This window comes from Paeniglutamicibacter sp. GQ140, assembly GCF_059759235.1.
The window spans coordinates 65,173-90,172 of record NZ_JCAXDW010000008.1; the positions used below are offsets into that span (position 1 = coordinate 65,173).

A 25,000-nucleotide genomic window follows, 5' to 3' on the forward strand; every position below is an offset into this window, starting at 1 on the left:
TTAGGCTTTTGGCTATGTCTCATCGATTCGTGCGCGGCACCGTTGTCCGAAGACGCGCAGCCCTGTGCGCGGCGTTGCTGCTCGTCTCCGCGTTGGGTGCCTGCGCCCCCGCGCAGCCTTCGCCGGGGCCCTCCGGAAGCACTGCGGCGACGGCTTCAAGCCTCTCCGCTCCCACCGGACAGCCCGCGCCAACCGAAGCTGCGAGCGCGCCGGGGACCCCAACCAATGCCGCGTCGGCGTCCCCGAAGGACCCTGGCTGCCCGGGGGATGAGTGCATCGAGGTGGCCGTGGCCGGCGACATCCTGCTGCACCCGGCCTTGTGGGACCAGGCGGAGAAGGACGGGAAGGGATCGATGGACTTCGGGCCGCTGCTGGAGGGCATCGAACCGTACCTGGCGGACAGCGACCTGGCGCTGTGCAACCTGGAAACCCCGGTCGCCGCCCCGGGCGGGCCGTTAAAGGGATACCCCATGTTCAGCGTTCCGCCATCGGTCATCCCCGCCCTGAAGGACGTCGGCTACGACGGCTGCACCACCGCCAGCAACCACTCCATGGACGCCGGCGTGCCGGGGGTCAAACGGACCCTGGATGCGCTTGACGAGGCTGGGCTGGTTTCCACCGGTACGTACCGCAGCGCAGCCGAGGCCGCGAAGCCATTGGTGGTTCAGGTCGGCAGCGCGCGGGTGGCCGTCATCGCCGGCACCTTCTCGCTCAACGGGGTGGCAGAGGATGCGCCGTGGCGGGTGGACGACATCGCCAAGGCCTCGTTGGTTTCCCGCGCCAAGGCAGCGCGTGCGGCCGGCGCAGATATCGTGATGGCGGCGCTCCACGACGGGGCCGAGTACAGCAGCGAGCCCACCGCCTCCCAACTGCAGCTGAACCGAGCCCTGGCCGACAGCGGGGAATTCGATTTCATCTACTCCCACCACACCCACTCGGTCCTGCCGATCGAAAAGCGCAAGGGCACCTGGATCGTCTACGGCCTGGGAAACTCGGTGGCCAAGCACGCAACCAGGACCGTGCTGAACCAAGAGGGCCTCACGGTCAAGATGCAATTCGCGCGCACCGGGAAAAGCTGGAGTCCCGGGAAGCTCGTGTGGGCACCGCACATCATGAAGCAGGACCCGCTGCGGTGGTGCGCGCTGCCCGCCGCCGACGGGGAACCCTGCACCACCAAGCGCCAGGACAGCGCCTCGCTCAAGCGCACCACCGACACCGTGAATTCCATGAACGCACGCACCGATGGCGCGAAAATGTGGTCGTTGCCACAGCCGTAGCCGTCCGACGCGCCGGAGCGAGTCATGAAAATATTGCCTGAAGCCTGCCCGGGTTTACGCTGAGCTGTCCACGCGCTGCATCGCGGCGCGCGCGGCACCAGCAGTCCACAGACAGTCAGAGAAGAAAGTGATCCACGATGGCGCCACGTATTGGGGTTCTTGCCCTGCAAGGGGATGTACGCGAACACCTGGCCGCACTCGATTCGCTGGGCGCGCTGGCGTTGCCGGTGAAGTCCCCGCGCGAGCTGGAAGACCTTGACGGGTTGGTCATCCCCGGCGGCGAGTCAACCGTGATCGACAAGCTCTCGCGCATGTACGGGGTATCCGTGGTGCTCAAGGCCAGGATCGCCGACGGTTTCCCGGTCTACGGGTCGTGTGCCGGCATGATCATGCTGGCCGACACCATCGCAGACCCCACGAAGAACCTCCGGGGCGAACCCCAGCAGAGCTTCGGGGGAATCGACATGGTCGTCAGGCGCAACGCCTTTGGGCGGCAGGTCGACTCCTTCGAGGTGGACCTGGCGATCCGCGGGCTCGAGTCACTTCCCAGCCAGGACCCGGAACGGGCCACGGCACCGGTGCGCGCGGCATTCATCCGCGCGCCGTGGGTCGAAAGCGTGGGCGAGTCGGTGCAGGTACTGGCCAAGATCCCCGCCGAGAACACGCCCTTGAGCGCGGATGGGCTTCGGGTGGATAGAATTGTCGCAGTACGTTCGGGAAATTTGCTGGCGACCTCCTTCCACCCAGAGGTGGGCGGAGAGCGCCGGATCCACGAACTCTTTATTCAAATGATCAGAGGAGACGCGTAAGCATGTCCGGCCACTCCAAATGGGCTACCACGAAACACAAGAAGGCTATCCTCGACAGCAGGCGTGCCAAGTCCTTCGCCAAGCTGATCAAGAACATCGAGGTCGCCGCCCGCGCGGGCGGCGCCGACCTGGCCGGAAACCCGGGCCTTGAGCTTGCGGTATCCAAGGCCAAGAAGACCTCGGTGCCCAGCGACAACATCGATCGCGCCATCAAGCGCGGCGCCGGCCTGACCGGCGAGGTCATCGACTACACCGAGATCCTCTATGAGGCACGCGGCCCGCAGGGTTCGGCGTTGCTCATCGAGTGCCTGACCGACAACAAGAACCGTGCGGCCTCCGAGGTCCGTCTGGGCATCACCCGCAACGGCGGATCGATCGCCGATCCGGGTTCCGTTGCCTACATGTTCACCCGCAAGGGCGTCGTGGGCCTGCCGAAGAACGGCCTGACCGAGGACGACGTGCTGATGGCCGTGCTCGACGCGGGCGCCGACGAGGTCAAGGAAGCCGGGGAATCCTTCGAGATCCACTCCGAGCCCACCGACCTGAGGGCCATCGTAGCGGCGCTCGAGGAAGCCGGCATCGCCTACGAGAGCGATGAGATCGAATTCGTTCCCTCGATGCAGGTGCAGCTGGATGCCGACTCGGCGCGCAAGTTCCTGAAGCTGGCCGACGCACTCGAGGAGCTGGACGACGTCCAGAACGTCTACTCGAATGCCGACATCAGCCCCGAGGTCATGGCGGAACTGGAACAGGACTAGTCCTCTTTCATGGCCTTGAGAGTGGTTGGCGTCGACCCCGGACTGACCCGTTGCGGGCTGGCCGTGGTCGACGTCGAACCCAACCGCCGCGCAACGCTCATCGACGTGCGCGTTGTGGGTACCCCGCCGGGCACGCCGCTGGACCAACGACTGTTGGCCATCGCCGACGGCATCGACGCGTGGCTCGACGAGCACAAACCCGACGTGGTGGCCCTGGAGCGTGTCTTCAGCCAGTTGAACGTCAGCACCGTGATGGGCACCGCCCAGGCCTCGGGCGTTGTCATCGTTGCCGCGGCCCGCCGCAACATCCCGGTGGCGCTGCACACCCCCACCGAGGTCAAGGCTGCCGTGACCGGCTCGGGCGCCGCCAACAAGAACGCCGTGGGCAAGATGGTGGCCAAGATCCTGCGCCTGGACGAGCCGCCCTCTCCCGCCGACGCGGCCGACGCCGCGGCCCTGGCCATCACGCACGGCTGGCGCGGGGCGGCATTCGGCTCCGCCGGTGCCGCCGCCTCCGCCTCGGGATCACGTCCCGCGGGCGGATCCTCGGGCCTGACCCCGGCCCAGCGCGCATGGATCGCCGCCGAGGCGAAGGCCCGTTCCGTCAAGTCCCGATAGCCCGGAAGGCGGAGCCTCCGCGGGAGGTGCCCGCCGAACCTGTAAGCTGTTCGTAGATATATTCGCATGGCTGGCGTGTTCGACGAACTTCCGCGCGGCCCGGTACCACGGAGGAACGCCCACATGATCAGTACGCTGCGAGGAGTGCCGCAACAGGTTAACCTGAACAACGCGGTCATCGAGGTCGGCGGCTTCGGCATGCTGATCCAGGCCACCCCGCAGACCCTGGCCACCTTGCAGGTGGGCCGCGAAGCGCTGGTGCACACCTCCATGGTGGTGCGCGAGGACTCGATGACGCTCTTCGGCTTTGCCAGCGGGGACGAACGCGAGGTCTTCGAGGTTCTCACCGGGGTCTCGGGCATCGGCCCGCGCACCGGGCTGGCGATCCTCTCGGTGCACACCCCGGAGGAGGTCCGCATCGCCGCGAGCACCAAGGACACCAAGGCCTTCACCAAGGTCTCGGGCATCGGGCCCAAGGGCGCCGAGCGCATCGTGCTGGAACTCAACGGCAAGCTCGTCCCCACCGGGGCCCCGGTGCCGGCAGGCAGCCCCCTTGCCGCCAGGTCCTGGGAGCCGCAGGTCCTCGAGGCCCTGACGGGGCTGGGCTGGACGGAAAAGGACGCGGTCAAGGCCCTGGACGCACTGGCCAAGAACGACCCGCAAATTGTTGCAAGCGGCAGCGTGCCGGAAATCCTGCGGGCGGTGCTGCGTTCCCTGGGGCGCGGGAACCGGCCCGGAAACTAGGAGTAGGACATGACCGAAACCGGCGCCCTGACCAATGCCGGCCCCGAGCCCGAGGAACGGGTGCTCGAGGCCGCGCTGCGCCCGAAGAACCTGGACGACTTCGTCGGCCAGGCACGGGTGCGCCAGCAGCTCTCGCTGGTGCTCGAAGCGTCCAAGATCCGGGAACGCACCGCCGACCACGTCCTGCTCTCGGGCCCCCCGGGTCTGGGCAAGACCACGCTGTCGATGATCATTGCCGCCGAGATGAACGCGCCGCTGCGCATCAGCTCCGGCCCGGCCATCCAGCACGCCGGCGACCTGGCCGCCATCCTCTCCTCGCTCACCGAGGGGGAGGTGCTGTTCCTGGACGAAATCCACCGGATGAGCCGCCCGGCCGAGGAAATGCTCTACATGGCCATGGAGGACTTTCGGGTCGACATCATCGTGGGCAAGGGGGCCGGCGCGACGGCGATCCCGCTGGAGCTTCCGCCCTTCACCCTCGTCGGCGCCACCACCCGCGCCGGGCTGCTGCCCGGGCCGCTGCGCGACAGGTTCGGCTTCACCGGCCACCTGGAGTTCTACAGCGTCGAGGAGCTCGAGCTCGTGTTGCGCCGCTCGGCGATGATGCTCTCGCTGAAGGTCAATTCCGCCGCGTTCTATGAAATCGCCTCCCGCTCGCGTGGCACCCCCCGCATCGCCAACCGGCTGCTTCGCCGTGTGCGCGACTGGGCGCTGGTCAACCGGCTCGAAAGCATCGACGCCCGCGCAGCGTCCGCCGCCCTGGACATGTACGAGGTCGATGCCCGCGGACTGGACCGCCTGGACCGCGCGGTGCTCCACGCGCTGTGCACCAAGTTCGGCGGGGGACCGGTGGGCCTGTCCACCCTGGCTATCGCCGTGGGCGAGGAGACCGAGACGGTGGAGACCGTCGCGGAGCCGTTCCTGGTCCGCGAGGGCCTGCTCGGGCGCACCCCGCGCGGCCGCATCGCCACCGCCGAGGCCTGGAACCACCTGGGCCTGCGCATGCCCGCCGATGCCATGTTCGCCGGCCAGGCCAGTCTTGAGCTCGAACCCGACGACGGGGAATAGCCGCCGGTTCACATCCGGCGGCGCCACCGGCCCGGATTCAAAGGACATTCGCAGGCCAAAACGCCTGCGTGGTCGGGGTTTGGCCAGAAACTCCCTATAGTATGGATGAGCCCACCGGCTGCGCAATTGCGATTGCGCGCGCCGTTGACCATGACTTAGAAACAGGTATCCACACGTGACCGAAAACGTTTTGGCCCAAGCCGCTGCCGGCGGACCGGCCCCGTTCGACCCGACCATGTTGATCATGCTTGCCGCCTTCGGCCTGCTGATCTTCATGATGATGCGTGGCCGCAAGAAGGCCGCGAAGGCGCAGGAGGAAATCCGTTCCAACCTCGCCGTTGGCGCCGAGGTAATGACCCAGTTCGGTCTCTTCGGCACCATCTCGAGCATCGACACCGAAGAAAACAAGATCGTCCTCGAAGTTTCCCCCGGCAGCTTCGTCACCGTGCACTCCCAGGTGGTCGCCAAGGTCGTGGCCCCCGAGCAGGCTGCGGCAGTTGAGGTCCCGAACGACGCGTCGTCGCTGACCCCGGAGCCGACCGAAAACACCGAGGCCGCCGAGGCCGAGACCGCGGAGGAGACCCTGCGTCGCCTCAACAACGACGACAAGGGCCCCAAGGCCTAAGCGAACCGGGCCTTCGGGCACCGCTTCCACTCCCAGCAGTGAACGGCGGTCTGTTTACCGCGGGCCACGGGCCCGCGGGTGGGCGAGCCGGCCTCGACCGACCTTCACCAAGCGGCCCGGAGCGGCCAGGTTCCCCTGCGGGGGAGTTGCGGCCGGCTTCGGGTTTTCCGCGGAATCTTCGTCCCCGCCAGGGCGACGGAACAACCAGAAAGCCTCACGATGTCATCTACTGGTCCGATCAAGCAGGCGCGTAAATCCCTGCTGTGGCTCGGCGTGATCTTCCTTATTTCGGCAGCCATCCTCATTACCGGTGTGCTGAGCGGGAAGGCAGCATTTGCCCCCAAGCTTGCCCTCGACCTTGAGGGAGGCACCCAAATGATCCTGGCACCGCGAGTGCAGGGCGGCGCCGCGGCAACGCAGGAGCAGCTGGAACAGGCGGTGGAGATCATCCGCCAGCGCGTGGACGGCACCGGTGTCTCCGAAGCCGAGATCACCACCCAGTCCGGACGCAATGTCGTGGTTTCCATGCCCGGCGTCCCCGACACCCGCACCCGCGAATTGATCCAGGCCTCGGCCAACATGGAGTTCCGCCCGGTCATCCTGGCCGGCCCCTTCACCGCCGTGCCCGCGGACCAGCGCCTGCCGAAGGCCGATTTGCCCAAGCCGTCGGCCGAGCCGGAAAACGGCTCTGACACCAACTGGATCGACGCGGCGCTCTACCAGAAGTTCGAGAAGTACGACTGCCCGACCGAGCTTGGCCAGGGATCCGAGGAAACCCACGACCCGGCCAAGCCGATGATCTCCTGCGACCCGGACATGGGCCAGAAGTACATCCTTGGTCCGGTCGAGGTCCCGGGTGCCGACATCGCCGATGCCTCGTTCGGCATGGTCCGCGGCAACCAGGGCGCAGTCACCGGCCAGTGGGGCGTGAACCTGGAATTCAACAACGAAGGCAAGACGAAGTTCGCCGAGGTCACCCAGCGCCTCACCGCCATGCAGGGCGCGCAGAACCAGTTCGCGATCGTCCTTGACGGCACCGTCATCTCCGCCCCGACGTCGAACGCGGTGATCCCCGACGGGCGAGCCCAGATCACGGGCAACTTCACCGAGCAGACCGCCAAGGCCCTGGCCGACCAGCTGAAGTTCGGCGCGCTGCCGATCAGCTTCGACATCCAGTCCGAGCAGCAGATCTCCGCAACCCTGGGTTCGGACCAGCTGCGCAGCGGCCTGATCGCCGGCCTCATCGGCCTGCTCCTGGTGGCCGTATACTCAATCTTCCAGTACCGCCTCCTCGGCGTGGTGACCATCGTGTCGCTGCTGGTCTCGGGCGTGCTGACCTACCTGGCGCTGGTGCTGCTGGGCTGGTCGATGAACTACCGGCTGTCGCTGGCAGGTGTTGCGGGCCTGATTGTCGCCATCGGCCTGATCGCCGACTCCTTCATCGTGTACTTCGAACGCATCCGCGACGAACTGCGCGATGGGCGCCCGCTGCCCTCCGCCGTGGAAATCGGCTGGAAGCGCGCCAAGCGGACCATCCTTGCGTCCAAGGCCGTGAACATCCTGGCCGCCGTGGTGCTCTACATCGTGGCCGTGGGCAACGTGCGCGGCTTCGCCTTCACCCTGGGCCTGACGGCCGTGGTCGACATCGTCGTGGTATTCCTGCTCACCCACCCGATCCTGCAGCTGCTGGGCAAGACCAAGTTCTTCGGCGAGGGACACCGCTTCTCCGGGCTCGACCCCTCGCTGCTGGGGGCCGTTCCGCTGTACCGCGGCGCCGGACGCGTGCGCAGCTTCAGCACCGAGGCCGAGGCGGCCCGCGGCAAGAAGAACGCCAAGGCTGCATCCGAGGCCGAGCGCCGGCAGACCATTGCCGAACGCCGCAAGGCCGCGACCAGTGTCTCGGCGACCACCCAGCAGGACGATCGCGCCGGTAAGGATTCATCAAATGGCTAATCTCGCAACATGGGGCAACGCGCTCTACACCGGCAAGCGCTCCTACCCGTTCACGGGCAAGCGCAAGCTATGGCTGGGAATCTCCGCCGTTCTGGTCCTGCTCGCCATCCTGGTGCCCATCGTCAAGGGCGGATTCAACCTGGGCATCGAGTTCCGCGGCGGATCCGAGTTCACCATCTCCAAGGTCGAACACACCGACGTGCCCACGGGCGAGGCCGCCGTGGTGGCGATCGCCCCGGAGCACCACCCGCGGGTCACCAACATCGCACCGAACACCATGCGCGTGCAGACCGACAAGCTCACCGACGACCAGACCCTGGACGTCGCGGAAGCGTTGGCCGGCGCCTACGGCGTCACCAAGGCCGAGGTGACCTCGACCTTCGTCGGCCCGACCTGGGGCGCGGACATCTCCAAGCAGGCCCTGATCGGGCTGGCGGTCTTCGTGGTGCTGGTGGCTCTGCTCATGGCGGCCTACTTCCGCACCTGGAAGATGTCCATTGCCGCGATTATCGGACTGCTGCAGGTCGTGGTCATCACCGCAGGGATCTACTCGCTCTCCGGCTTCGAGGTCACCCCCTCGGCGATCATCGGCTTCCTGACCATCCTGAGCTACTCGCTGTACGACACCGTGGTGGTCTTCGACAAGGTCCGGGAGAACACCGCCGGGTTCGAGGGCCAGACCAAGCGCAACTTCGAGGAACTGGTGAACCTGGGCATCAACCAGACCCTGGTGCGTTCCATCAACACCTCGGTGGTGGCGGTGCTGCCGGTCGCCTCTATCCTCTTCATCGGCTCCTACCTGCTCGGTGCCGGAACGCTGAAGGACCTGTCGCTGGCGCTGTTCATCGGCATCATCGTCTCGGCACTCTCCACGCTCTTCGTCCAGGCCCCGCTGTACTCGCTGCTGCGCGACGGGGAGCCGGAGATCGAGAAGCACAACAAGAAGATCGAGGCGAACCGACTGGCCAACGCCTGATCGATGCGCCAGCAGCGCCGTTTGGCGGTGCGTTGGACGGCGGGGACCCGGAGGATGGCTCCGGGGCCCCGCCGTCCTCCTTTGGCCCGGAAGTGCTATAACCTAGCAAGAGGAAGTTGGAGCGGCCTTCGTCCCGGTGGCCCCGCGGGGCGCCCGGCTGCGGGGGCCTGTTTCAACAGCGACGAACTTAGTGCGGCGCCAGCGCCACGGCGACGGACCCCGATCGAGAAGGAGGCACGCGATGGCCGAGAACCACGGTGTCATGATGCCAGGGGCCCCCAATCCCGTACCCAGGCGCGGAACGATCTCCCGGCTGGTCCGCCTGGCCGGTCGCGGGCCCAGCGCACAGCCCCCGACGCTGGAGCCGCTGCTGCGCACGGTGCGCGCGCAGAACCCCAAGGCCGACCTGGACCTGCTGGCCCGCGCCTACGCCGTGGCCGAGCACTGCCACGAGGGCCAGAAGCGCAAGAGCGGGGACCCGTACATCACCCACCCCGTGGCGGTTGCCACGATCCTGGCGGAGATGGGCATGACCGGCGCGATCCTTGCCGCCGCGCTGCTGCACGACACCGTCGAGGACACCGACTACTCCCTGGAGACCCTGACCCGCGAGTTCGGCGAGGAGATCGCCAAGCTGGTCGACGGGGTCACCAAGCTGGACAAGGTGCAGTTCGGGGAGGCCGCGCAGGCCGAAACCGTGCGCAAGATGGTCATCGCCATGTCCAAGGACATCCGCGTGCTGCTGATCAAGCTCGCCGACCGCCTGCACAACGCGCGGACCTGGCGCTACGTCTCCCCGGAGTCCAGTGCCAAGAAGGCGCGCGAGACCCTGGAGATCTTCGCGCCGCTGGCCCACCGGCTGGGCATGAACACCGTCAAGTGGGAGCTGGAGGACCTTTCCTTCGCCGCCCTGCACCCCAAGGTGTACGAGGAGATCGTGCGCATGGTGGGGGAGCGGACCCCGGAGCGGGAGAAGTACCTGACCACGGTGCGGTCCGCGATCGCCGAGGACATCACGGCCGCGCGGCTGCGGGCCACCATCAGCGGCCGGCCCAAGCACTACTATTCGATCTACCAGAAGATGATCGTGCGCGGCAAGGACTTCGACGACATCCACGACCTGATGGGCGTGCGGGTGCTGGTGGACACCGTCAAGGACTGCTACGCGGTGCTGGGGCTGATGCATGCGCGCTGGACCCCGCTGCCCGGGCGCTTCAAGGACTACATCGCGCTGCCCAAGTTCAACCTGTACCAGTCGCTGCACACCACCGTGATCGGACCCGGCGGCAAGCCGGTGGAGATCCAGATCCGCACCCACGACATGCACCAGCGCGCCGAGTACGGCGTGGCGGCGCACTTCAAGTACAAGCACGGCTCCGGCCAGGACGGCCGCAGCGTCGAGGAACAGGACATGGACTGGCTGCGCAGCCTCATGGACTGGCAGAAGGAAACTTCCGACTCCAACGAGTTCCTGGACTCGCTGCGCTACGAGATCAACACTGCCGAGGTCTTCGTCTTCACCCCCAAGGGACAGATCATGTCCCTGCCGGTGGGCGCGACCCCGGTCGACTTCGCCTACTCGGTGCACACCGATGTCGGACACCGCACCATCGGTGCGCGCGTGAACGGCAAGCTGGTGCCGCTGAATTCCGAGCTGCACCACGGGGACATGGTGGAGGTCTTCACCTCCAAGGCCGAAAACGCCGGCCCGTCCCAGGACTGGCAGGGCTTCGTCAAGTCCGCCCGCGCGCGCAACAAGATCCGCCAGTGGTTCACCAAGGAACGCCGCGAGGAAGCCATTGAAAAGGGCAAGGAGCAGCTGACGAAGGCGCTGCGGAAGAACAACCTTCCGCTGCAGAAGCTGATGACCCACGACGTGCTCTCGGCCGTCGCCCAGGAGCTGCGCCACCACGACATCTCCGCGCTCTATGCGGCGGTCGGCGACGGCCACACCTCCGCCCAGAACGTCATCGAGCACCTCACCGCGCTGGTTGGCGGCGAGGCCGGCGGCGTCGAGGAGGTGCTGGAGGAAACCCCGATCTTTGCGGTGCCCAGCCGGAGCGCGGACTCGGATGCCGGGGTCATCGTCCCGGGCGCCGGCGAGGTGCTGGCCAAGCTGGCCCGCTGCTGCACCCCCGTGCCGCCGGACCCGATCCGCGGGTTCGTCACGCGCGGTTCCGGGGTCTCGGTGCACCGCACCGACTGTGTGAACCTCAAGCAGCTCGAACAGCAGCCCGACCGCCTCGTCGAGGTGCAGTGGGCGCCGACCAAGTCCAGCGTCTTCCTGGTGGAGATCCTGGTCGAGGCGCTGGACCGCAAGTCGCTGCTCTCGGATGTGACGCGGGTGCTCTCGGAGAACCACGTGAACATCCTGGCCGCCAGCGTCTCCACCTCGCGCGACCGCGTCGCGTTCTCCCGCTTTGCCTTCGAGATGGGCGACCCGAAGTACCTCAGCCACGTGCTGAACTCGGTGCGGCGGATCGACGGGGTGTACGACGTGTACCGCACCTCCGGCGGGACCCGCCGCTCCTAGCGGGCGGCTCCCGCGAGGTCAGGGACCTCAGGCCGCCGCGGGCTGCTCGCGATCCATCAACCGGGTGATGGCGCCCAGCGCCCGGCGCCGGCCCGGGCGGCGCACCTGGGTGCTGATCTGCTCCAGCATCTGGGGGTAGCCGCAGCGCAGGCGGGCCGAGGAATTGATGGCGGCCAGCACCGGCAGCGATTCGCGCAGTTCGGAATTGAAGGCAATATCCATCGCGGTGCGCAACGGCGAGGTGACGGCGACGCCGCCCACCGTGCAGATCTGCTCCTCGTCCAGCGTCCCCTCGCTCAGACGCAGGATCATCCGCGAGGTCGGTGCGCAGGGGCGGTGGTAGCGCGGCACCACGATGTCCAGCTCGCGCGGCATCGGCGCGCAACCGTAGACCCAGGCCGCCGTGACCTTGCACAGGGCACGGCCGCTGGCGAGCTGCTCCCCGGCCACCGCGGCGGCGACCCGCGCCCGGGTGGCCGAGTTGTCGGGGTGCAGCACCGAGACATAGGCGCCCGGCAGCATCTCCCGCAGCGAGCCGCGCAGCCTCAGCGCCTGCAGCTCGTTGAGCGTGAACGGCTCGTCGACCAGGATGACCTGCGGGCCGCCGCGGCCCGGGGCCGGAGGCCGGGGTGTTCGTTCCGTCGGCCGGTGGCCGGAATCCGGATCGCTCCGGGGGATTGTGCGTTCCATCCCTCCACTTTCACAGGCCCGGGTTCCCGGCGGCAGGGGAGAGGCCGAAATTGTGGATAACCCCCGCTGTGGACGGGGACCGGCCGGGGACGGGATGCAGAGGTTAAACAACACCGGGCGGGTGCGGTTCCGTCGAACCGTACCCGCCCGGTGGGCGTTGCGTGTGTGCCGTTACTGGAAGTCCGCGGAGGACTTCTGCAGGGTCTCGAGCCACAGGCGACGGGCGTCCAGGGCTTCCTGGGCCGCCTTGATCTTGGACTCGACGCCCTTGGCCTTGGCCTTGGCCAGGTCCTCCTCGAGGCCGGCGATGGCGTCCTCAAGCTGCGTCAGCATCGAGTTCGAGCGTGCCTTGGTCTCCGGGTTGGACCGGCGCCACTGCTCGTCCTCGGCCGAACGGACGGCTTCCTCGACCTGGCGCAGCGAGGACTCGACGCGCTGCATGTCGGCACGCGGAACCTTGCCCGCGGCCTCCCAGCGGTCGCGGATCGAGTCCAGCAGCTTCTTGGCCGTTGCCAGGTCCTTGATCGGCAACAGCGCCTTGGCCTCGACCAGCAGCGCCTCCTTGACGATGAGGTTCGCGCCGAACTCCTCGTCGATGGCGGCGTTCGCGGACTGCCGGGCCTCGAAGAAGACGTCCTGCGCGGCGCGGAAACGTGCCCACAGGGCGTCGTCGTCCTTGCGCGAGGCGCGCTTGGAGGCCTTCCACTCGTCCATCAGGCGGCGGTATTCACCGGCGGTCGGTCCCCAGTCGGTGGAGCGCGAGAGTTCCTCGGCGCGGGCGATCAGCGCCTCCTTGGCGGCCTTGGCCTCGGAGTTGGTCGCATCGAGCTGCGAGAAGTACGCGCGGCGGTGGCGGTCGAAGGTGGTGCGTGCCCCGCGGAACCGCTTCCACAGGGAATCCTCGGTGGAACGGCCCAGGCGCACGCCCGACTTCTGCGCGGTCTTCCAGGCGTCGAAGAGGTCGTTCATGCGGTTGCTGCCCTGCTTCCACTGCACGGTCGTCGGGTCCGTGGCGGCCAGCGCCTCGGCCTCGGCGACGATGGCCTCGCGGGCGGCGAGCTCGGTGGCGCGCAGCTCCTCGTTGGCCTTGCGCTCAACGGCTACCAGTTCGGCGACGGCTGCACGGGCGGTCTCGATGCGCGTCTCCAGTGCGGGGATGTCCCCGACCATGGCACGCTCGGCCACCGTGGCGGCCAGGTGGTCCAGGGTCTTGTTCATGTCCGAGCTCGGGGCCTTGGCCGCAACGCGCTGCTCCAGCAGCATGAGCGAGGAGACGACCTCGTCGTGCTTGCGCACGAAGTAGGCCAGGGCCTCCTCGGCGGTGGCATCCGGGTACTGTCCCACGGGGTGCTCGGCACCGTCGATGATCACGAAGACGTGCCCGTCCTCGGAAACGCGGCCGAACTTGGCGGCTTCCTCCGGCGGGGTGGTGAACGTCGGGGGAGCGGCAACGGGGGTGGCGACCTTCGCGGCGTGCTTGCCCGAGGGGCGCGGCGACGGGGCCATGGCGGCAGGGGTCGGCACGGGGTGGGCGGGTGCCGCCGGGGCGGCCTCGGCTTCCGGTGCCGACTCGGCCTTGGCGGGAGCTTCTGCCGCGGGTGCTTCCTCGGCGGGAGCTTCTGCCTCTGGTGCTTCCTGGGCTTCGGCTTCTTCAGCTGCCGGGGCGTCCGTTGCCGGTGCCTCCACTGCCGCTTCCGGCTCGACGGCCGGGGTTGCCTCTACCGTGCTTTCGGTTTGCTGCTCCTCGGCCGCTGCTGCTGGCTGGAGATTGTCGTCGGATTGCTGACTGGTGGTCACCGCTGAAACTCTTTCGCTAGGTTCGGCCCCGGATATGCGCCGGGACACAACTGTCACCGCCACTTTACCCGCCTAGGCCCAAGCCCCGGTACTCCGCCGCCGCAAAACCGTGACGCATTCGCGTCGTTTCGCCCTCGGCGCAGTGACACGCCATTAGACTTGGTTCCCTACGTGCCCGCCGCCGGCGGCCGGGTTCCCCGGAACCGGCGCTGCGCGGGGCGTGGCAACCAACCAGCTTTCCCCTCATTAGGAGTACAGACTTCATGGCACGCAAGGCCTCACTATCCGGCTTCCCCGAATGGCTCCCGCAGGAGCGTGCGGTGGAGCAGCATGTAATGGACACGCTGCGTCGGATCTTCGAGCTGCATGGGTTCGCCAACATCGAGACCCGCGCCGTGGAGACCGTCGGACAGCTGCTGCGCAAGGGTGAAATCGACAAGGAGGTCTACGGGCTTTCCCGCCTGGCCGCCGAGGAATCAGCGAAGAACGACCCCAACGCGCTGGCCCTGCACTTCGACTTGACCGTCCCCTTCGCCCGCTACGTGGTCGAGAACGCCGGACACCTGCCCTTCCCGTTCCGCCGCTACCAGATGCAGAAGGTCTGGCGCGGAGAACGCCCGCAGGACGGCCGCTTCCGTGAATTCACCCAGGCCGACATCGACGTGGTGGGCGACGGCGAACTGCCCTTCCGTTACGACGTCGAGCTCGCCCTGGTCATCGCCGAGGCGCTTTCGGCCCTGCCCATCGGGGACTTCCGCCTGCGCGTGAACAACCGCAAGCTCGCCGAGGGCTTCTACCTGGGCCTGGGACTGGAAGACACCGCCGGCGTGTTGCGCTCCATCGACAAGCTCGAAAAGATCGGTGCGGCCAAGGTCGCCGAGGCACTGAAGAACGAACTCGGCGCCACCGACGAGCAGGCCGCGGCCGCACTCGCGCTGGCCTCCATCTGCACCGCCGACACCTCCTTCGTCCAGCAGGTCCGCGCCCTGGGCGTCACCCACCCGCTGCTCGAGGAGGGCCTGGACGAACTCTCCCAGGTCATCGAGGCAGCCGTGCGCCGCGCCCCGGGCAAGGTCGTCGCCGACCTGTCCATCGCCCGCGGCCTGGACTACTACACCGGCACGGTCTACGAGACGGTGCTGGCGGGCCACGAGTCCCTGGGCTCGATCTGCTCGGGTGGCCGCTACGAGTCGCTGGCCTCCACGGGGAAGAAGAACTACCCGGGCGTGGGCCTGTCCATCGGGGTGACCCGCCTGGTCTCGCGGATGCTCGCCGAGGAAACCGCCACCGCCGCGCGCACCGTTCCCTCCGCGGTCCTGGTGACCCTGGCCAACGACGACTCCTGGAACGAGGCGCAGGACGTCGCCGCCGCCCTGCGCGCCCGCGGCATCGCCTGCGAGGTGGCCGCCAAGGCGGAGAAGTTCGGCAAGCAGATCAAGTACGCCGACAAGCGGGGCATCCCCTTCGTCTGGTTCACCGCCGAGGATGGAACCCACGAGGTCAAGGACATCCGCAGCGGCGAGCAAACCACCGCGGATCCGGCCTCTTGGATGCCCGCGGACGCCGACCTGTCCAACCTGGTCACTGCCGCTCGCCCCTAGCCCGGAGACGCGCAACGGGACCTGCCCCTGGCGGCGCCGGCGTGAGTCAGCGCACACCGATGCGGGTTCCGGTGCCGCCGGCACGACAGTGCCGGTAAACTCGCACTTAGATTCTTCCCTTTCCGCACCCGAGGCACACACCCGCCGCCGGCGTCACGCAGCCTTCGGAACACCTGCGGAAACAAGCACCCTTGTAGAAAGGAATGCAGTGCTACGCACTCATCAGCTCGGCACCTTGACCGCCGAGCACATCGGAGAAACCGTCACCCTCACCGGTTGGGTGGCCCGCCGCCGCGACCACGGCGGGGTCGCCTTCCTTGACCTGCGCGACGCCTCGGGCATCGCCCAGGTCGTGGTGCGCGAGGAGGAAGTCTTCCACCCGCTGCGCAACGAATTCGTGCTGCAGATCACCGGCAAGGTCGAGCGCCGCCCCGAGGGCAACGAAAACCCCGCCCTGGCCACCGGGCAGATCGAGGTCATCGCCGAATCCGTCGTCGTGCTGAACACCTCCGCGCCGCTGCCCTTCCAGATCGACGAGCACGTCGAGGTCGGCGAGGAGGCGCGCCTGCGCCACCGCTACCTCGACCTGCGCCGCCCCACCCCGAGCCGCAACATCCGCCTGCGCTCCGAGGCCAACCGCATCGCCCGCAACCTGCTGCACGACGACGGCTTCGTCGAAATCGAGACCCCGACGCTGACCCGCTCCACCCCGGAGGGTGCCCGCGACTTCCTGGTCCCGGCGCGCCTGGCTCCGGGTTCCTGGTACGCGCTGCCGCAGTCCCCGCAGCTGTTCAAGCAGCTGCTGCAGGTCGGCGGCTTCGAGAAGTACTACCAGATCGCCCGCTGCTACCGCGACGAGGACTTCCGTGCGGACCGCCAGCCGGAGTTCACCCAGCTGGACATCGAGGCGTCGTTCGTCGAGCAGGATGACATCATCGCGCTCGGCGAGTCGCTGGTGAAGGCCCTCTGGAAGCTGATCGACGTCGAGATCCCGACCCCGATCGCCCGCATCACCTACCACGAGGCCATGGCCAAGTACGGCTCGGACAAGCCGGACCTGCGCTTCGGCCTCGAGCTGACCGACATGACCGAGTTCTTCAAGGACACCGAGTTCGGCGTCTTCAAGGCCCCGCACGTCGGTGCCGTGGTCATGCCGGGAGGCGCCTCCCAGCCCCGCCGCACCCTGGACGGCTGGCAGGAATTCGCCAAGCAGCGCGGGCACAAGGGCCTTGCCTACGTGCTCTACAAGGAGGACGGCGAGCTGGCCGGCCCGGTCGCCAAGAACCTGACCGACACCGAGCGCGCCGGCCTGGCCGAGGCCACCGGCGCCAAGCCCGGGGACTGCATCTTCTTCGCCGCCGGCCCCAAGACCGAGGCGCGCGCCCTGCTGGGCGCCGCCCGCGTGGAAATCGGCCACCGCACCGGACTGATCAAGGACGGCGACTGGGCCTTCGTGTGGGTCGTCGACGCCCCGATGTTCGAGCCGGCCGCCGCGGCCGTTGCCTCGGGCGACGTGGCCGTGGGTACCGGCGCCTGGACCGCCGTGCACCACGCGTTCACCTCCCCAAAGCCCGAGTTCATGGACACCTTCGACACGGATCCGGAAAACGCGCTGGCCTACGCCTACGACATCGTGTGCAACGGCAACGAAATCGGTGGCGGCTCGATCCGTATCCACCAGGCCGATCTGCAGCAGCGCGTGTTCAAGATGATGGGCATCGACGAGGAAGCCGCGCAGGAGAAGTTCGGCTTCCTGCTCGAGGGCTTCAAGTACGGCGCGCCTCCCCACGGAGGAATCGCGCTGGGCTGGGACCGCGTGCTGCAGCTGCTCACCGGTTCCGATTCGATCCGCGACGTCATCGCCTTCCCGAAGACCGGCGGCGGATTCGACCCGCTGACCAGTGCCCCGGCGCCGATCACGGCCCAGCAGCGCAAGGAGGCCGGCGTCGACTCGAAGCCGGAGGCCAAGAAGGCCGAGACCAACGAGCCCGCCAAGGTCGAGGCGAAGTAGTCACGCACCGCCCATAGGCGGTTGCCCGGGGGCGTCCACCATCATGGTGGGCGCCCCCTTGCCTGTCTGCCGGGAATCCGTCGGGGGAGTGGCGGGGCCGACGGCGAGGGCCGGGTGCCGGTGGGGATTTCTGCCCGTGTGTTCCCCGGTTCGTGGTGCCCGGTGCGACGGGGGAATGCCGCGTGGTCGGCGGGGCGCACCCGACACGGGAAAGCCGGTGGGGAAAACCCGTGCAAATGGTGGACAACGTTAGTAGTGTTAGTTATCTAGATAAATTTTTGACTTAGTCCGATTTTTGCCGGCGTGCGTCACCAGCGCACCTCGCCCCCACAGAAAGGCCACGACATGGACCCCCTGTTCCCGCGGGTATCCGGCCACTTCGCCCCGGCCCAACGTACCGAGGCCTGCCTTCTGGCGGGGGAGGGGGCATGCTGAGCGGCGGCAAGGAGTTTCCGGGAGCCTGGCAGCGCGCCCTGCTCCCGCTGAGCCTGCTCGACTCACTGGAGGCGGGCCCCAACCACGGTTATGCGCTGGCGCAGATGCTCGAGGCGCGGGGATTCTCGCCCATCAAGGGCTCCACGCTCTACCCGGCGCTGGTCAAGCTCGAGGCCGCGGGACTCATGGACAGCATCTGGGAAGACGGCGACGGGGCACCCGGCCGGAAGGTCTACACGCTCACCGGCACCGGTCGCGGGCACCTGGCCTCCCAGCGCGAGCTCTGGGCCTTCTTCCAGGACGCGGTGCTGCGCCAATGACACCTTTCGCGAACACCGATGCCACATTGCCGCGTGGTTCTGTGCGGCGGGACCTGCAAACCGCTGGAGGACAACCATGAGCCGGAACGCCCGCGGGACCAACGCCTGGGACGACGAACTGCGGAACTGGCCGGAGGGCCAGCGGGAGTGGGCGGAACTGGCGGCGGCCTCCATGCTTTTCGCCGATGCGGCGCAGGACGACATCGGCCCGGCCCTGGCCGAGCTGCGTCAAAGCGTTTCGGCCAGCGGCCAAACCCCGACGGAACTGTTCGGGGAACCCGTGCACTACGGGCGCATCCGGCGCAGGCTGTCGCGGCGCTGCGCGAGGCACGGGAACATCGCCGTCTCTCCGGCGCGCAAGACCACATCGCCCAGGATTTCGGGAACGTCGAGCTGTTCGCCGCGCAACTTGCCCCCGGCACCCGTGCTTCGATCAAGCGCGGCGTGGTGCTGCGCCGGGCCGGCACCAGCCTTCTCATTGGGGGCTTCGGCGTGGGCCTTCCCGCTGAACTCCTCGAGGGACCCGTCACCGCGTGGCTCATCATCCGCGGTGCCATGTGGCTGTGCCTTGCGGCCTGGATCCTCTGGTCCTGGCTGCCCAAGCGGATCGACGCCGACACGGCAGGGGCCAGACGAGGCCGCGTGGCAGATGCCCGCGCGCTATCGGCCCAACAGTCGGAGGACTGACCAAGGAACCGCTGACGGGGCCGCGCTCAGCCCGGAAGATCGGCGGTGTCGACGATGAGCGTGTACGGACCGGAGTTCACCAACGACACCTCCATCATCGCGCCGAACACGCCGGACTCGACGTGGGCGCCGAGCGCGCGAAGCTGTTCCATGAACTCCTCGTACAACGGCTCGCTCACCGCGCCGGGGGCCGCGGCCGTCCATCCGGGACGCCGTCCCTTGCGCACATCCCCGTAGAGCGTGAATTGGCTGATCACCAGGAGCGGGGCACCGAGGTCCTCGCACGACTTCTCGCCCTCCAGCATCCGCAACCGCCACACCTTGGCCGCCAGCTTGGCCGCCAACGCCGGGGTGTCGCCGTGCGTCACGCCCAGCAACACCACCAGGCCGGGGCCGTCGATCTTCCCGACGACCGAACCCTCCACCTCGACAGAGGCCCGGGAAACCACCTGCAACACAGCCTTCATGCATCCACCTTCACATCGTGGTCCAACGCCGCGGCGTCCTTCGCCGCCCACGAGCCGCCGGACGTAGCGAGCCTACCGTTTTGCGCACCGGCGGACACATTCGGGACCACACGGGCGGACTGCGCCCACTTCTCCGCACAGATAGCCCCATCGCGGGGCAAGCGAGGCCCGGGAAGCGGACACTGGTGGACATGGGCACCCCACTTTTCGCGCCACCGACGGCGCAGCGGAGCGCCGCGGAGCTTGGCCGGACAATGGCCGCCGCGGCACTTGCCCTGTCCGAAGCCATCGACGGGCTGGGACAGGTGCCGCTTGACGCCGCGGCCAGCGCGGTGCTCATGGGCCTGCTGGAACGCGCCCATCGGACCACCGCCTATGGCCAGCTCGTGGTCACCCGGCGTGCCGAGGCCGCCGAAATCCATCGGCTGGATCCCGTACTTGCCCAGAAGATCGACGAGCTCGTGGCCCACCCGGAGGAACTGGCCAATGGCACCTCCGGCATTCCGCCGGAGCAACTGCGCCCCGGGATGGCACCGCACCGCAATATCCTGGCCTACATGCAGGCGCACCTGCATATTTCCAGTGGCGATGGCCGCCGCCGCATCACCGGTGCGAAGCTCCTGGTCGCCTCGACCGGATCCGCGGACGACAACGGCGAAACCCCGGCGGCACCCAGCTACCCGATCCTGGCACGGGCCGCGGCCGACGGCAGCGCTGACGTCGGCAACCTCGCTTCGGTCGCTGGGCGCCTGGAATCCATGCAGCCGCGCATCAGTTCCAGGCCCGACGCGGGCAAGGTCAACAACGCCATCGAGGAATCCCTGGTCCATGAGGCACGCAACGGCGAGCCAAAAATGTGCGGCAAGGCCCTGCAGGACTGGGGCAGCTTCCTGGCGGAGAACGGCACCCCCATCAGCGACGAGGAAATCCGTGCCAAGCGCGGCTTCTTCTACCAAGGCTTCCGCGACAGCAGCGACGAGTACCTGCTGCGCTGCGACCCGATGGACTCCGAGGTGATCCTCGCCTTCGGCGAGGCCTGGACCAACCCCCGCTCGCTCAAGTCCCCGCCGTTCTCGGCCTCAACCAACCCGGACCTGCCAGCGTCCGGCCCGGAAGAAGCCGTCCCGGATATCGAGGACGTTTCGGCCTCGGGCACACCAACCTTCTCCCCGGCCGGCGCACCGGCACCGGAGTGGGCCAGGCCCGCCGGTGTTGCAGCCGAGGGCATGCCGCTGAGCGAACTGGCCTGCGGACTTCCGCCCGAGGGCTCGGGGCTCGCAGGATTATTGGCCCAGGACCCGCGCACTAGCCCGCAACTGCTGCTCGATGCCCTGGTTGCTGCATGTTCCGGGGCGTTGAACGGAACCGGCATCAGCGAAACCGGCGGCATGCGGGTCAAGATCGGGGTGCTGATCGGCTACCGCAGCTTGCTGGGTCAATGCGAAGAAGCGGGATTGACCGCCCACAACCGCCCCGTCTCCGCGGCCAACATCAGAAGGTTCGCCTGCAATGGCGACATCCTGCCGGCAGTCATGGGAGAAAAGGGGGAAGTCCTTGATCTCGGCCGCGAGGTCCGCGGGTTCTCCAAGGCCCAGCGCAAAGCCATCGCCATTCGGGATCGCGGGTGCATCGTTCCGGGCTGCACCCGCCCGGCCTCAACTTCCGAATGCCACCACGTCATACCCTGGCTCGAGGGCGGCGAAACGAGCGTGGAAAATTCTGCCCTACTGTGCGAATACCACCACATCCAAGTACACGCGGGACTTATCACGCTGAAATCTATCGATGGCGTGCCCTACGTCATTGCGATCGACGGACAACCGCGCGGTGCGCCGCAGCGAAACCTCTATTGGCACCCCGAGCTTCGCACCATCGGGTTTACGGCGCCCCTGTTCGATTAGGTTCGCTGTCGACCCAACACGGCAGACCGCCGATTGTGCACGGCCAAGCTCCCGGGTGCTGTCTCCCCGCCGGTGGGGTCACCCCCATGCCCCACCGCCGTGCGTGATGCGGCAGCACCCGGGCCACCCCGGCAGCGAGCAACCACGATTCCCCTGGTCGACGTGGGGGAATCCACCGTCCCAGCAGGTTCCACGGCACGGTCAAGCGAAGGCGGACGATGTTCCGGATTCGGCGACGACAATGCTGAACTAGGCTGGTGGAGTGAACGATCTGCTCAGTGCCTTGGGTGACGACGAGGAAAACGACGAAGAACAGGTGCGCCCGCGCGCGCCCCTGGCCGTGCGCATGCGCCCCCGCTCGGTCGAGGAACTTGTCGGCCAGCAACACCTGCTCAAGGCGGGCTCGCCCCTGAGGCAACTTGCAGGAATCGACGGACCCGGTCCGTCCGGCCCCTCAAGCATCATTCTCTGGGGACCACCCGGCACCGGGAAAACAACCATTGCCCACGTGATCGCCCGTGCCCCGGGCCGCCGCTTCGTCGAGCTCAGCGCAATCACCGCCGGAGTCAAGGACGTTCGCCGCGTCATGGACCAGGCACTGGAGGACCGCGATTTGCGTGGCTTCACCACCGTCTTGTTCCTGGACGAAATCCACCGCTTCAACAAGGCCCAACAGGACGCACTGCTGCCCGGCGTGGAAAACCGCTGGGTGGTGCTGGTCGCCGCCACGACGGAGAACCCGTCCTTCTCCGTCGTCTCTCCCTTGCTGTCGCGTTCGCTGCTGCTGACGCTCCGCCCCTTGGAAGAGGGCGACATTGCCGCGCTCATCACCCGCGCCCTGGCCGACGTGCGCGGGTTCAACGACGAGCTGGTCCTGGACCCGATGGCTCTTGACCATCTGGTGCGCATGGCCGGGGGAGACGCCCGCCGTGCGCTGACGGCACTGGAGGCCGCCGCGGGTGTGGCGTGGAGCGCGGCCGAATCACATGGACTCCTGGCCCGCCGCACAGCGCAGAAGTCGGACGCCACCTCCGACGACGACGATTCCGACGAGCAGTCCGAGCACGGCCCGGCAGGCAAGCAACCAGAAGAGCCCCTGGAAGCCGGCCCTTCGGCTGCCCCCGAAACTGGCGGCAGCGACGGCGAAGGCAACGGGGAGACAAACTCGAACGAGCCTCCGGCTTCCGTCGAAGCTGTCGCGGCGGACGGGAACCCGGACCAGGAGAACACACCGGATGCCGCGGGACTGAGCCCCTCGGGCCAGATTGTCATCACCATCGAACACACCGAACGTGCCATGGACGCCGCGGTACAGCGCTACGACAAGGCCGGTGACCAGCACTACGACATCATCAGTGCGTTCATCAAGTCGGTCCGCGGTTCCGACGTTGACGCCGCACTGCATTACCTGGCAAAAATGCTGGAGGCCGGGGAAGATCCCCGTTTCATCGCCCGGCGCATCATGATCAGCGCATCGGAGGACATTGGCATGGCCGACCCCACCGCCCTGCAGACGGCGGTCGCCGCGGCCCAGGCCGTGCAACTCATTGGCATGCCCGAGGCACGGCTCATCCTGGGGCACGCCGTCGTACACCTTGCCACGGCGCCCAAGTCCAACGCCGCCTACAACGCCATCAACGCCGCCGTGGCGGACGTCAGGGCCGGACGCGGCAGGGGAGTGCCCATGCATTTGCGCGACGCCCACTACGCCGGCGCCCAGCAACTGGGCCACGGCAAGGGCTACCAGTATTCCCACGACGCCCCGCATTCGGTGGCCACCCAGCAATATGCACCGGATGACCTGTTGGGCGTCGACTACTACAAGCCCACCGCCAACGGGGCCGAGAGGTCCATCGGCGAACGCGTTGAGCGCATCCGCGGTATCATCCGGGCCAAGGACCGCCGGACCAGATAGACCCAGGGGGCAATGGGCATATCTCACACACCCAACAACGAGCGGGCGTGAACGTTGGGTTTCGCGGCGGTGGTAGGATTGATCCTTGGCTGGCAAGCTGTCCAACCGCAAACCATCGGAAACCTCGGTCTCGGATGGTGCGCAACGTGGCAGTTGTAGTGAATAGGGAAGCGGCTTCCCACAACTCTCCATCATGGAGGCCAGATCCAATGACAGCCGCTCACAAAAGAAAAGGACACTCGTGGCTAACAACACTCGTGCCCGCCGCAAGGTTCGCCTCTCGCGAGCCCTCGGCCTTGCCCTGACTCCCAAAGCTGAAAAGTACATGGAGCGTCGTCCCTACGGTCCGGGCCAGCACGGCCGTGCCCGCAAGAAGCAGGACAGCGACTACGCAGTGCGTCTTCGCGAAAAGCAGCGTTTGCGCGCCCAGTACGGCATCCGCGAAGCACAGATGACCCGTGCCTTCGAAGAAGCCAAGCGCACCGCGGGCATGACCGGTGAAAACCTGGTCGCGCTCCTGGAAATGCGTCTGGACGCCTTGGTTCTGCGTGCAGGCTTCGCCCGCACCATCGCCCAGGCCCGTCAGCTTGTTGTGCACCGTCACATCATGGTCAACGGCCAGCGCGTGGACCGTCCCTCGTTCCGCGTGTCCGAGGGTCAGCTGATCCACGTTCACGAGCGTAGCGAAAAGATGGGCCCGTTCCAGATCGCCGCTGCAGGCGCCCACCGCGATGTTCTCCCCGCCGTTCCGGCCTACCTGGACGTCAAGCTTGAAGCCCTTCAGGCCAAGCTCGTCCGCAAGCCGAAGCGCTCCGAGGTTCCCGTAACCTGCGAAGAGAACCTCGTCGTCGAGTACTACGCACGCTAAATTCACCGGGCTCACGCCCAACGAATTGAGCTTGCAACACGAAGCCCGTGGCCCCGCGCCGCGGGCTTCGTGTTATCCAAGACGTTTCGGTTCCGTGCTACCGCCAACCTTTCGGTAAGGTGGAAAAGCACATGTCACCAACGGTAGAGGAAAAGCACATGACAGGGTCGGACATCGCCGGACTCATTGCGGCAGGCGTTTTTGCCGTGCTGGTGGCATTGCTTGCCATCCCCATCTGGAAGCTCGGGAAGGTGTTCGATGAGCTGCGCGGCGCCGTAAGGGACGTCTCCGACGGCACCACGCCGCTGCTGACCGAGGTCACCAACACCGTGGCAACCACCAATGACCAGCTTCGCAAGGTCGACGGCATCACTTCGCATGTCTCCGATGCGTCGGCCAACATCAGCGCACTGTCCTCCCTGACTGCAGCCACCGTCGGCAGGCCGCTGATCAAGATCGCGGCATTCACCGCCGGGGTCCGTTCGGTCCTCGATACCAAGCCGACCGGCAAGGGACGACGCTCGCGCTGATTCCGGCCCGAAACTTGGGGCCTCGGCAGCAGCCGCCTGATGGCCCCTGCCATGGGGCAGCGCACGTTCCAACCATCCACGAAACGAGGAAACCGCAGATGAAGAAACTATTCTGGGTCGGCATCGGAATCGGCGTCGGCGTCCTGACCGCCCGCAAGCTCGGCGAAGCCCGGGACCTTGCCAGCTCCGACGGACTGAACCGCACCGTTGGCCGCATCAGCGACTCGCTGCAGGAACTGGCCGAGGCCTTCCGCACCGGGATGAATGAGCGGGAAACCGAATTGCGCCAGGCCCTGGGCCTGGATGAAACACCTGGCCCAAGCCACCACTAGACTTGTTTTCGTGGCACGCGTGCCGATGACCGCCGTCATGGCGGTTCCCGGCAGCACGCACTTCCCCCGCCGAAAGGCCACGGGG

The 25,000-nt window shown here is 67.4% G+C and carries 22 protein-coding genes; 19 read left to right on the plus strand and 3 right to left on the minus strand.

Going from position 1 to position 25,000, the window contains the following annotated elements:
* Positions 1-14 precede the first annotated feature (14 nt).
* The 10 genes from AC6CHY_RS12640 to AC6CHY_RS12685 all read left to right on the plus strand — a co-directional run bounded on the left by AC6CHY_RS12640 (position 15) and on the right by AC6CHY_RS12685 (position 11,361).
* Entirely contained in the window at positions 15-1,277 is a 1,263-nt protein-coding gene (locus AC6CHY_RS12640; RefSeq protein ID WP_498226939.1) for a CapA family protein, read from the plus strand.
* A gap of 137 nt (positions 1,278-1,414) precedes the next feature.
* Positions 1,415-2,086: a pyridoxal 5'-phosphate synthase glutaminase subunit PdxT gene (pdxT, locus tag AC6CHY_RS12645; protein ID WP_217387886.1), complete on the plus strand. Its 672-nt coding sequence runs from the start codon at positions 1,415-1,417 to the stop codon at positions 2,084-2,086.
* Positions 2,087-2,088: 2 nt separating this feature from the next.
* Positions 2,089-2,844 carry a YebC/PmpR family DNA-binding transcriptional regulator gene (locus AC6CHY_RS12650; RefSeq protein ID WP_217387887.1) on the plus strand — a complete coding sequence of 252 codons (756 nt, stop codon included), beginning with the start codon at positions 2,089-2,091 and terminating at the stop codon, positions 2,842-2,844.
* Positions 2,845-2,853: 9 nt separating this feature from the next.
* Positions 2,854-3,462, plus strand: coding sequence for a crossover junction endodeoxyribonuclease RuvC (gene ruvC / locus AC6CHY_RS12655; RefSeq protein ID WP_217387888.1), 609 nt, complete (start codon positions 2,854-2,856; stop codon positions 3,460-3,462).
* Positions 3,463-3,585: 123 nt separating this feature from the next.
* A complete protein-coding gene (gene ruvA / locus AC6CHY_RS12660) occupies positions 3,586-4,206 on the plus strand; it encodes a Holliday junction branch migration protein RuvA (protein ID WP_217387889.1) in 621 nt (206 codons plus the stop codon).
* Between the two features lie 9 nt (positions 4,207-4,215).
* Complete coding sequence (gene ruvB, locus AC6CHY_RS12665; protein ID WP_217387890.1) at positions 4,216-5,274, plus strand: Holliday junction branch migration DNA helicase RuvB; 1,059 nt, start codon at positions 4,216-4,218, stop codon at positions 5,272-5,274.
* 175 nt (positions 5,275-5,449) lie between these two features.
* A complete protein-coding gene (gene yajC, locus AC6CHY_RS12670) occupies positions 5,450-5,899 on the plus strand; it encodes a preprotein translocase subunit YajC (protein ID WP_336245034.1) in 450 nt (149 codons plus the stop codon).
* Positions 5,900-6,118: 219 nt separating this feature from the next.
* On the plus strand, positions 6,119-7,852 hold the full coding sequence (gene secD / locus AC6CHY_RS12675; RefSeq protein WP_217387891.1) for a protein translocase subunit SecD: 1,734 nt from the start codon (positions 6,119-6,121) through the stop codon (positions 7,850-7,852).
* The gene (gene secF / locus AC6CHY_RS12680) at positions 7,845-8,828 is read left to right on the plus strand and encodes a protein translocase subunit SecF (RefSeq protein ID WP_217387892.1); all 984 of its coding nucleotides are present in this window, start codon (positions 7,845-7,847) and stop codon (positions 8,826-8,828) included. The genes secD and secF overlap by 8 nt, the downstream gene beginning before the upstream one ends.
* Before the next feature lie 241 nt (positions 8,829-9,069).
* Complete coding sequence (locus tag AC6CHY_RS12685) at positions 9,070-11,361, plus strand: RelA/SpoT family protein (RefSeq protein ID WP_217387893.1); 2,292 nt, start codon at positions 9,070-9,072, stop codon at positions 11,359-11,361.
* A 27-nt stretch (positions 11,362-11,388) separates the two neighbouring features.
* On the opposite strand, the gene AC6CHY_RS12690 is transcribed toward AC6CHY_RS12685, so the two are convergent.
* The gene (locus AC6CHY_RS12690) at positions 11,389-12,051 is read right to left on the minus strand and encodes a type IV toxin-antitoxin system AbiEi family antitoxin (protein ID WP_217387894.1); all 663 of its coding nucleotides are present in this window, start codon (positions 12,049-12,051) and stop codon (positions 11,389-11,391) included.
* A gap of 171 nt (positions 12,052-12,222) precedes the next feature.
* Positions 12,223-13,848 (minus strand): DUF349 domain-containing protein, encoded by a 1,626-nt coding sequence (locus AC6CHY_RS12695; protein ID WP_336245035.1) that lies wholly within the window; start codon positions 13,846-13,848, stop codon positions 12,223-12,225.
* Positions 13,849-14,111: 263 nt separating this feature from the next.
* Between AC6CHY_RS12695 and hisS the strand changes: the two genes are divergently transcribed.
* The 4 genes from hisS to AC6CHY_RS12715 all read left to right on the plus strand — a co-directional run bounded on the left by hisS (position 14,112) and on the right by AC6CHY_RS12715 (position 18,902).
* Positions 14,112-15,449, plus strand: coding sequence for a histidine--tRNA ligase (gene hisS, locus AC6CHY_RS12700; RefSeq protein ID WP_498226941.1), 1,338 nt, complete (start codon positions 14,112-14,114; stop codon positions 15,447-15,449).
* Between the two features lie 208 nt (positions 15,450-15,657).
* The gene (aspS, locus tag AC6CHY_RS12705; RefSeq protein ID WP_217387896.1) at positions 15,658-17,460 is read left to right on the plus strand and encodes an aspartate--tRNA ligase; all 1,803 of its coding nucleotides are present in this window, start codon (positions 15,658-15,660) and stop codon (positions 17,458-17,460) included.
* Positions 17,461-17,888: 428 nt separating this feature from the next.
* Positions 17,889-18,215, plus strand: a complete 327-nt coding sequence (locus tag AC6CHY_RS12710; RefSeq protein ID WP_498226942.1) for a PadR family transcriptional regulator — start codon at positions 17,889-17,891, stop codon at positions 18,213-18,215.
* Between the two features lie 492 nt (positions 18,216-18,707).
* Positions 18,708-18,902 (plus strand): hypothetical protein, encoded by a 195-nt coding sequence (locus AC6CHY_RS12715; RefSeq protein ID WP_498226943.1) that lies wholly within the window; start codon positions 18,708-18,710, stop codon positions 18,900-18,902.
* A 26-nt stretch (positions 18,903-18,928) separates the two neighbouring features.
* Here AC6CHY_RS12715 and dtd read toward each other — a convergent pair whose 3' ends face one another.
* Positions 18,929-19,369, minus strand: a complete 441-nt coding sequence (dtd, locus tag AC6CHY_RS12720; protein ID WP_498226945.1) for a D-aminoacyl-tRNA deacylase — start codon at positions 19,367-19,369, stop codon at positions 18,929-18,931.
* Between the two features lie 191 nt (positions 19,370-19,560).
* On the opposite strand from dtd, the gene AC6CHY_RS12725 reads away from it, so the two are divergent.
* From AC6CHY_RS12725 to AC6CHY_RS12745, 5 genes are all read left to right on the plus strand, one after another.
* A complete protein-coding gene (locus tag AC6CHY_RS12725) occupies positions 19,561-21,270 on the plus strand; it encodes an HNH endonuclease signature motif containing protein (RefSeq protein WP_498226946.1) in 1,710 nt (569 codons plus the stop codon).
* Between the two features lie 262 nt (positions 21,271-21,532).
* The gene (locus AC6CHY_RS12730) at positions 21,533-23,185 is read left to right on the plus strand and encodes a replication-associated recombination protein A (protein ID WP_498226947.1); all 1,653 of its coding nucleotides are present in this window, start codon (positions 21,533-21,535) and stop codon (positions 23,183-23,185) included.
* 241 nt (positions 23,186-23,426) lie between these two features.
* Positions 23,427-24,053 (plus strand): 30S ribosomal protein S4, encoded by a 627-nt coding sequence (gene rpsD / locus AC6CHY_RS12735; RefSeq protein WP_217387901.1) that lies wholly within the window; start codon positions 23,427-23,429, stop codon positions 24,051-24,053.
* A 158-nt stretch (positions 24,054-24,211) separates the two neighbouring features.
* The gene (locus AC6CHY_RS12740) at positions 24,212-24,583 is read left to right on the plus strand and encodes a DUF948 domain-containing protein (RefSeq protein WP_217388276.1); all 372 of its coding nucleotides are present in this window, start codon (positions 24,212-24,214) and stop codon (positions 24,581-24,583) included.
* Positions 24,584-24,681: 98 nt separating this feature from the next.
* On the plus strand, positions 24,682-24,915 hold the full coding sequence (locus AC6CHY_RS12745; protein WP_217387902.1) for a hypothetical protein: 234 nt from the start codon (positions 24,682-24,684) through the stop codon (positions 24,913-24,915).
* Positions 24,916-25,000: the final 85 nt, after the last annotated feature.

Coding starts and splice junctions, on each gene's coding strand:
- AC6CHY_RS12640 (WP_498226939.1), top strand. CDS start 15: ATGTCTCATCGATTCGTGCGCGGCACCGTTGTCCGAAGACGCGCAGCC.
- pdxT (WP_217387886.1), top strand. CDS start 1,415: ATGGCGCCACGTATTGGGGTTCTTGCCCTGCAAGGGGATGTACGCGAA.
- AC6CHY_RS12650 (WP_217387887.1), top strand. CDS start 2,089: ATGTCCGGCCACTCCAAATGGGCTACCACGAAACACAAGAAGGCTATC.
- ruvC (WP_217387888.1), top strand. CDS start 2,854: ATGGCCTTGAGAGTGGTTGGCGTCGACCCCGGACTGACCCGTTGCGGG.
- ruvA (WP_217387889.1), top strand. CDS start 3,586: ATGATCAGTACGCTGCGAGGAGTGCCGCAACAGGTTAACCTGAACAAC.
- ruvB (WP_217387890.1), top strand. CDS start 4,216: ATGACCGAAACCGGCGCCCTGACCAATGCCGGCCCCGAGCCCGAGGAA.
- secD (WP_217387891.1), top strand. CDS start 6,119: ATGTCATCTACTGGTCCGATCAAGCAGGCGCGTAAATCCCTGCTGTGG.
- secF (WP_217387892.1), top strand. CDS start 7,845: ATGGCTAATCTCGCAACATGGGGCAACGCGCTCTACACCGGCAAGCGC.
- AC6CHY_RS12685 (WP_217387893.1), top strand. CDS start 9,070: ATGGCCGAGAACCACGGTGTCATGATGCCAGGGGCCCCCAATCCCGTA.
- AC6CHY_RS12690 (WP_217387894.1), bottom strand. CDS start 12,051: ATGGAACGCACAATCCCCCGGAGCGATCCGGATTCCGGCCACCGGCCG.
- hisS (WP_498226941.1), top strand. CDS start 14,112: ATGGCACGCAAGGCCTCACTATCCGGCTTCCCCGAATGGCTCCCGCAG.
- AC6CHY_RS12710 (WP_498226942.1), top strand. CDS start 17,889: ATGCTGAGCGGCGGCAAGGAGTTTCCGGGAGCCTGGCAGCGCGCCCTG.
- dtd (WP_498226945.1), bottom strand. CDS start 19,369: ATGAAGGCTGTGTTGCAGGTGGTTTCCCGGGCCTCTGTCGAGGTGGAG.
- AC6CHY_RS12725 (WP_498226946.1), top strand. CDS start 19,561: ATGGGCACCCCACTTTTCGCGCCACCGACGGCGCAGCGGAGCGCCGCG.
- AC6CHY_RS12740 (WP_217388276.1), top strand. CDS start 24,212: ATGACAGGGTCGGACATCGCCGGACTCATTGCGGCAGGCGTTTTTGCC.
- AC6CHY_RS12745 (WP_217387902.1), top strand. CDS start 24,682: ATGAAGAAACTATTCTGGGTCGGCATCGGAATCGGCGTCGGCGTCCTG.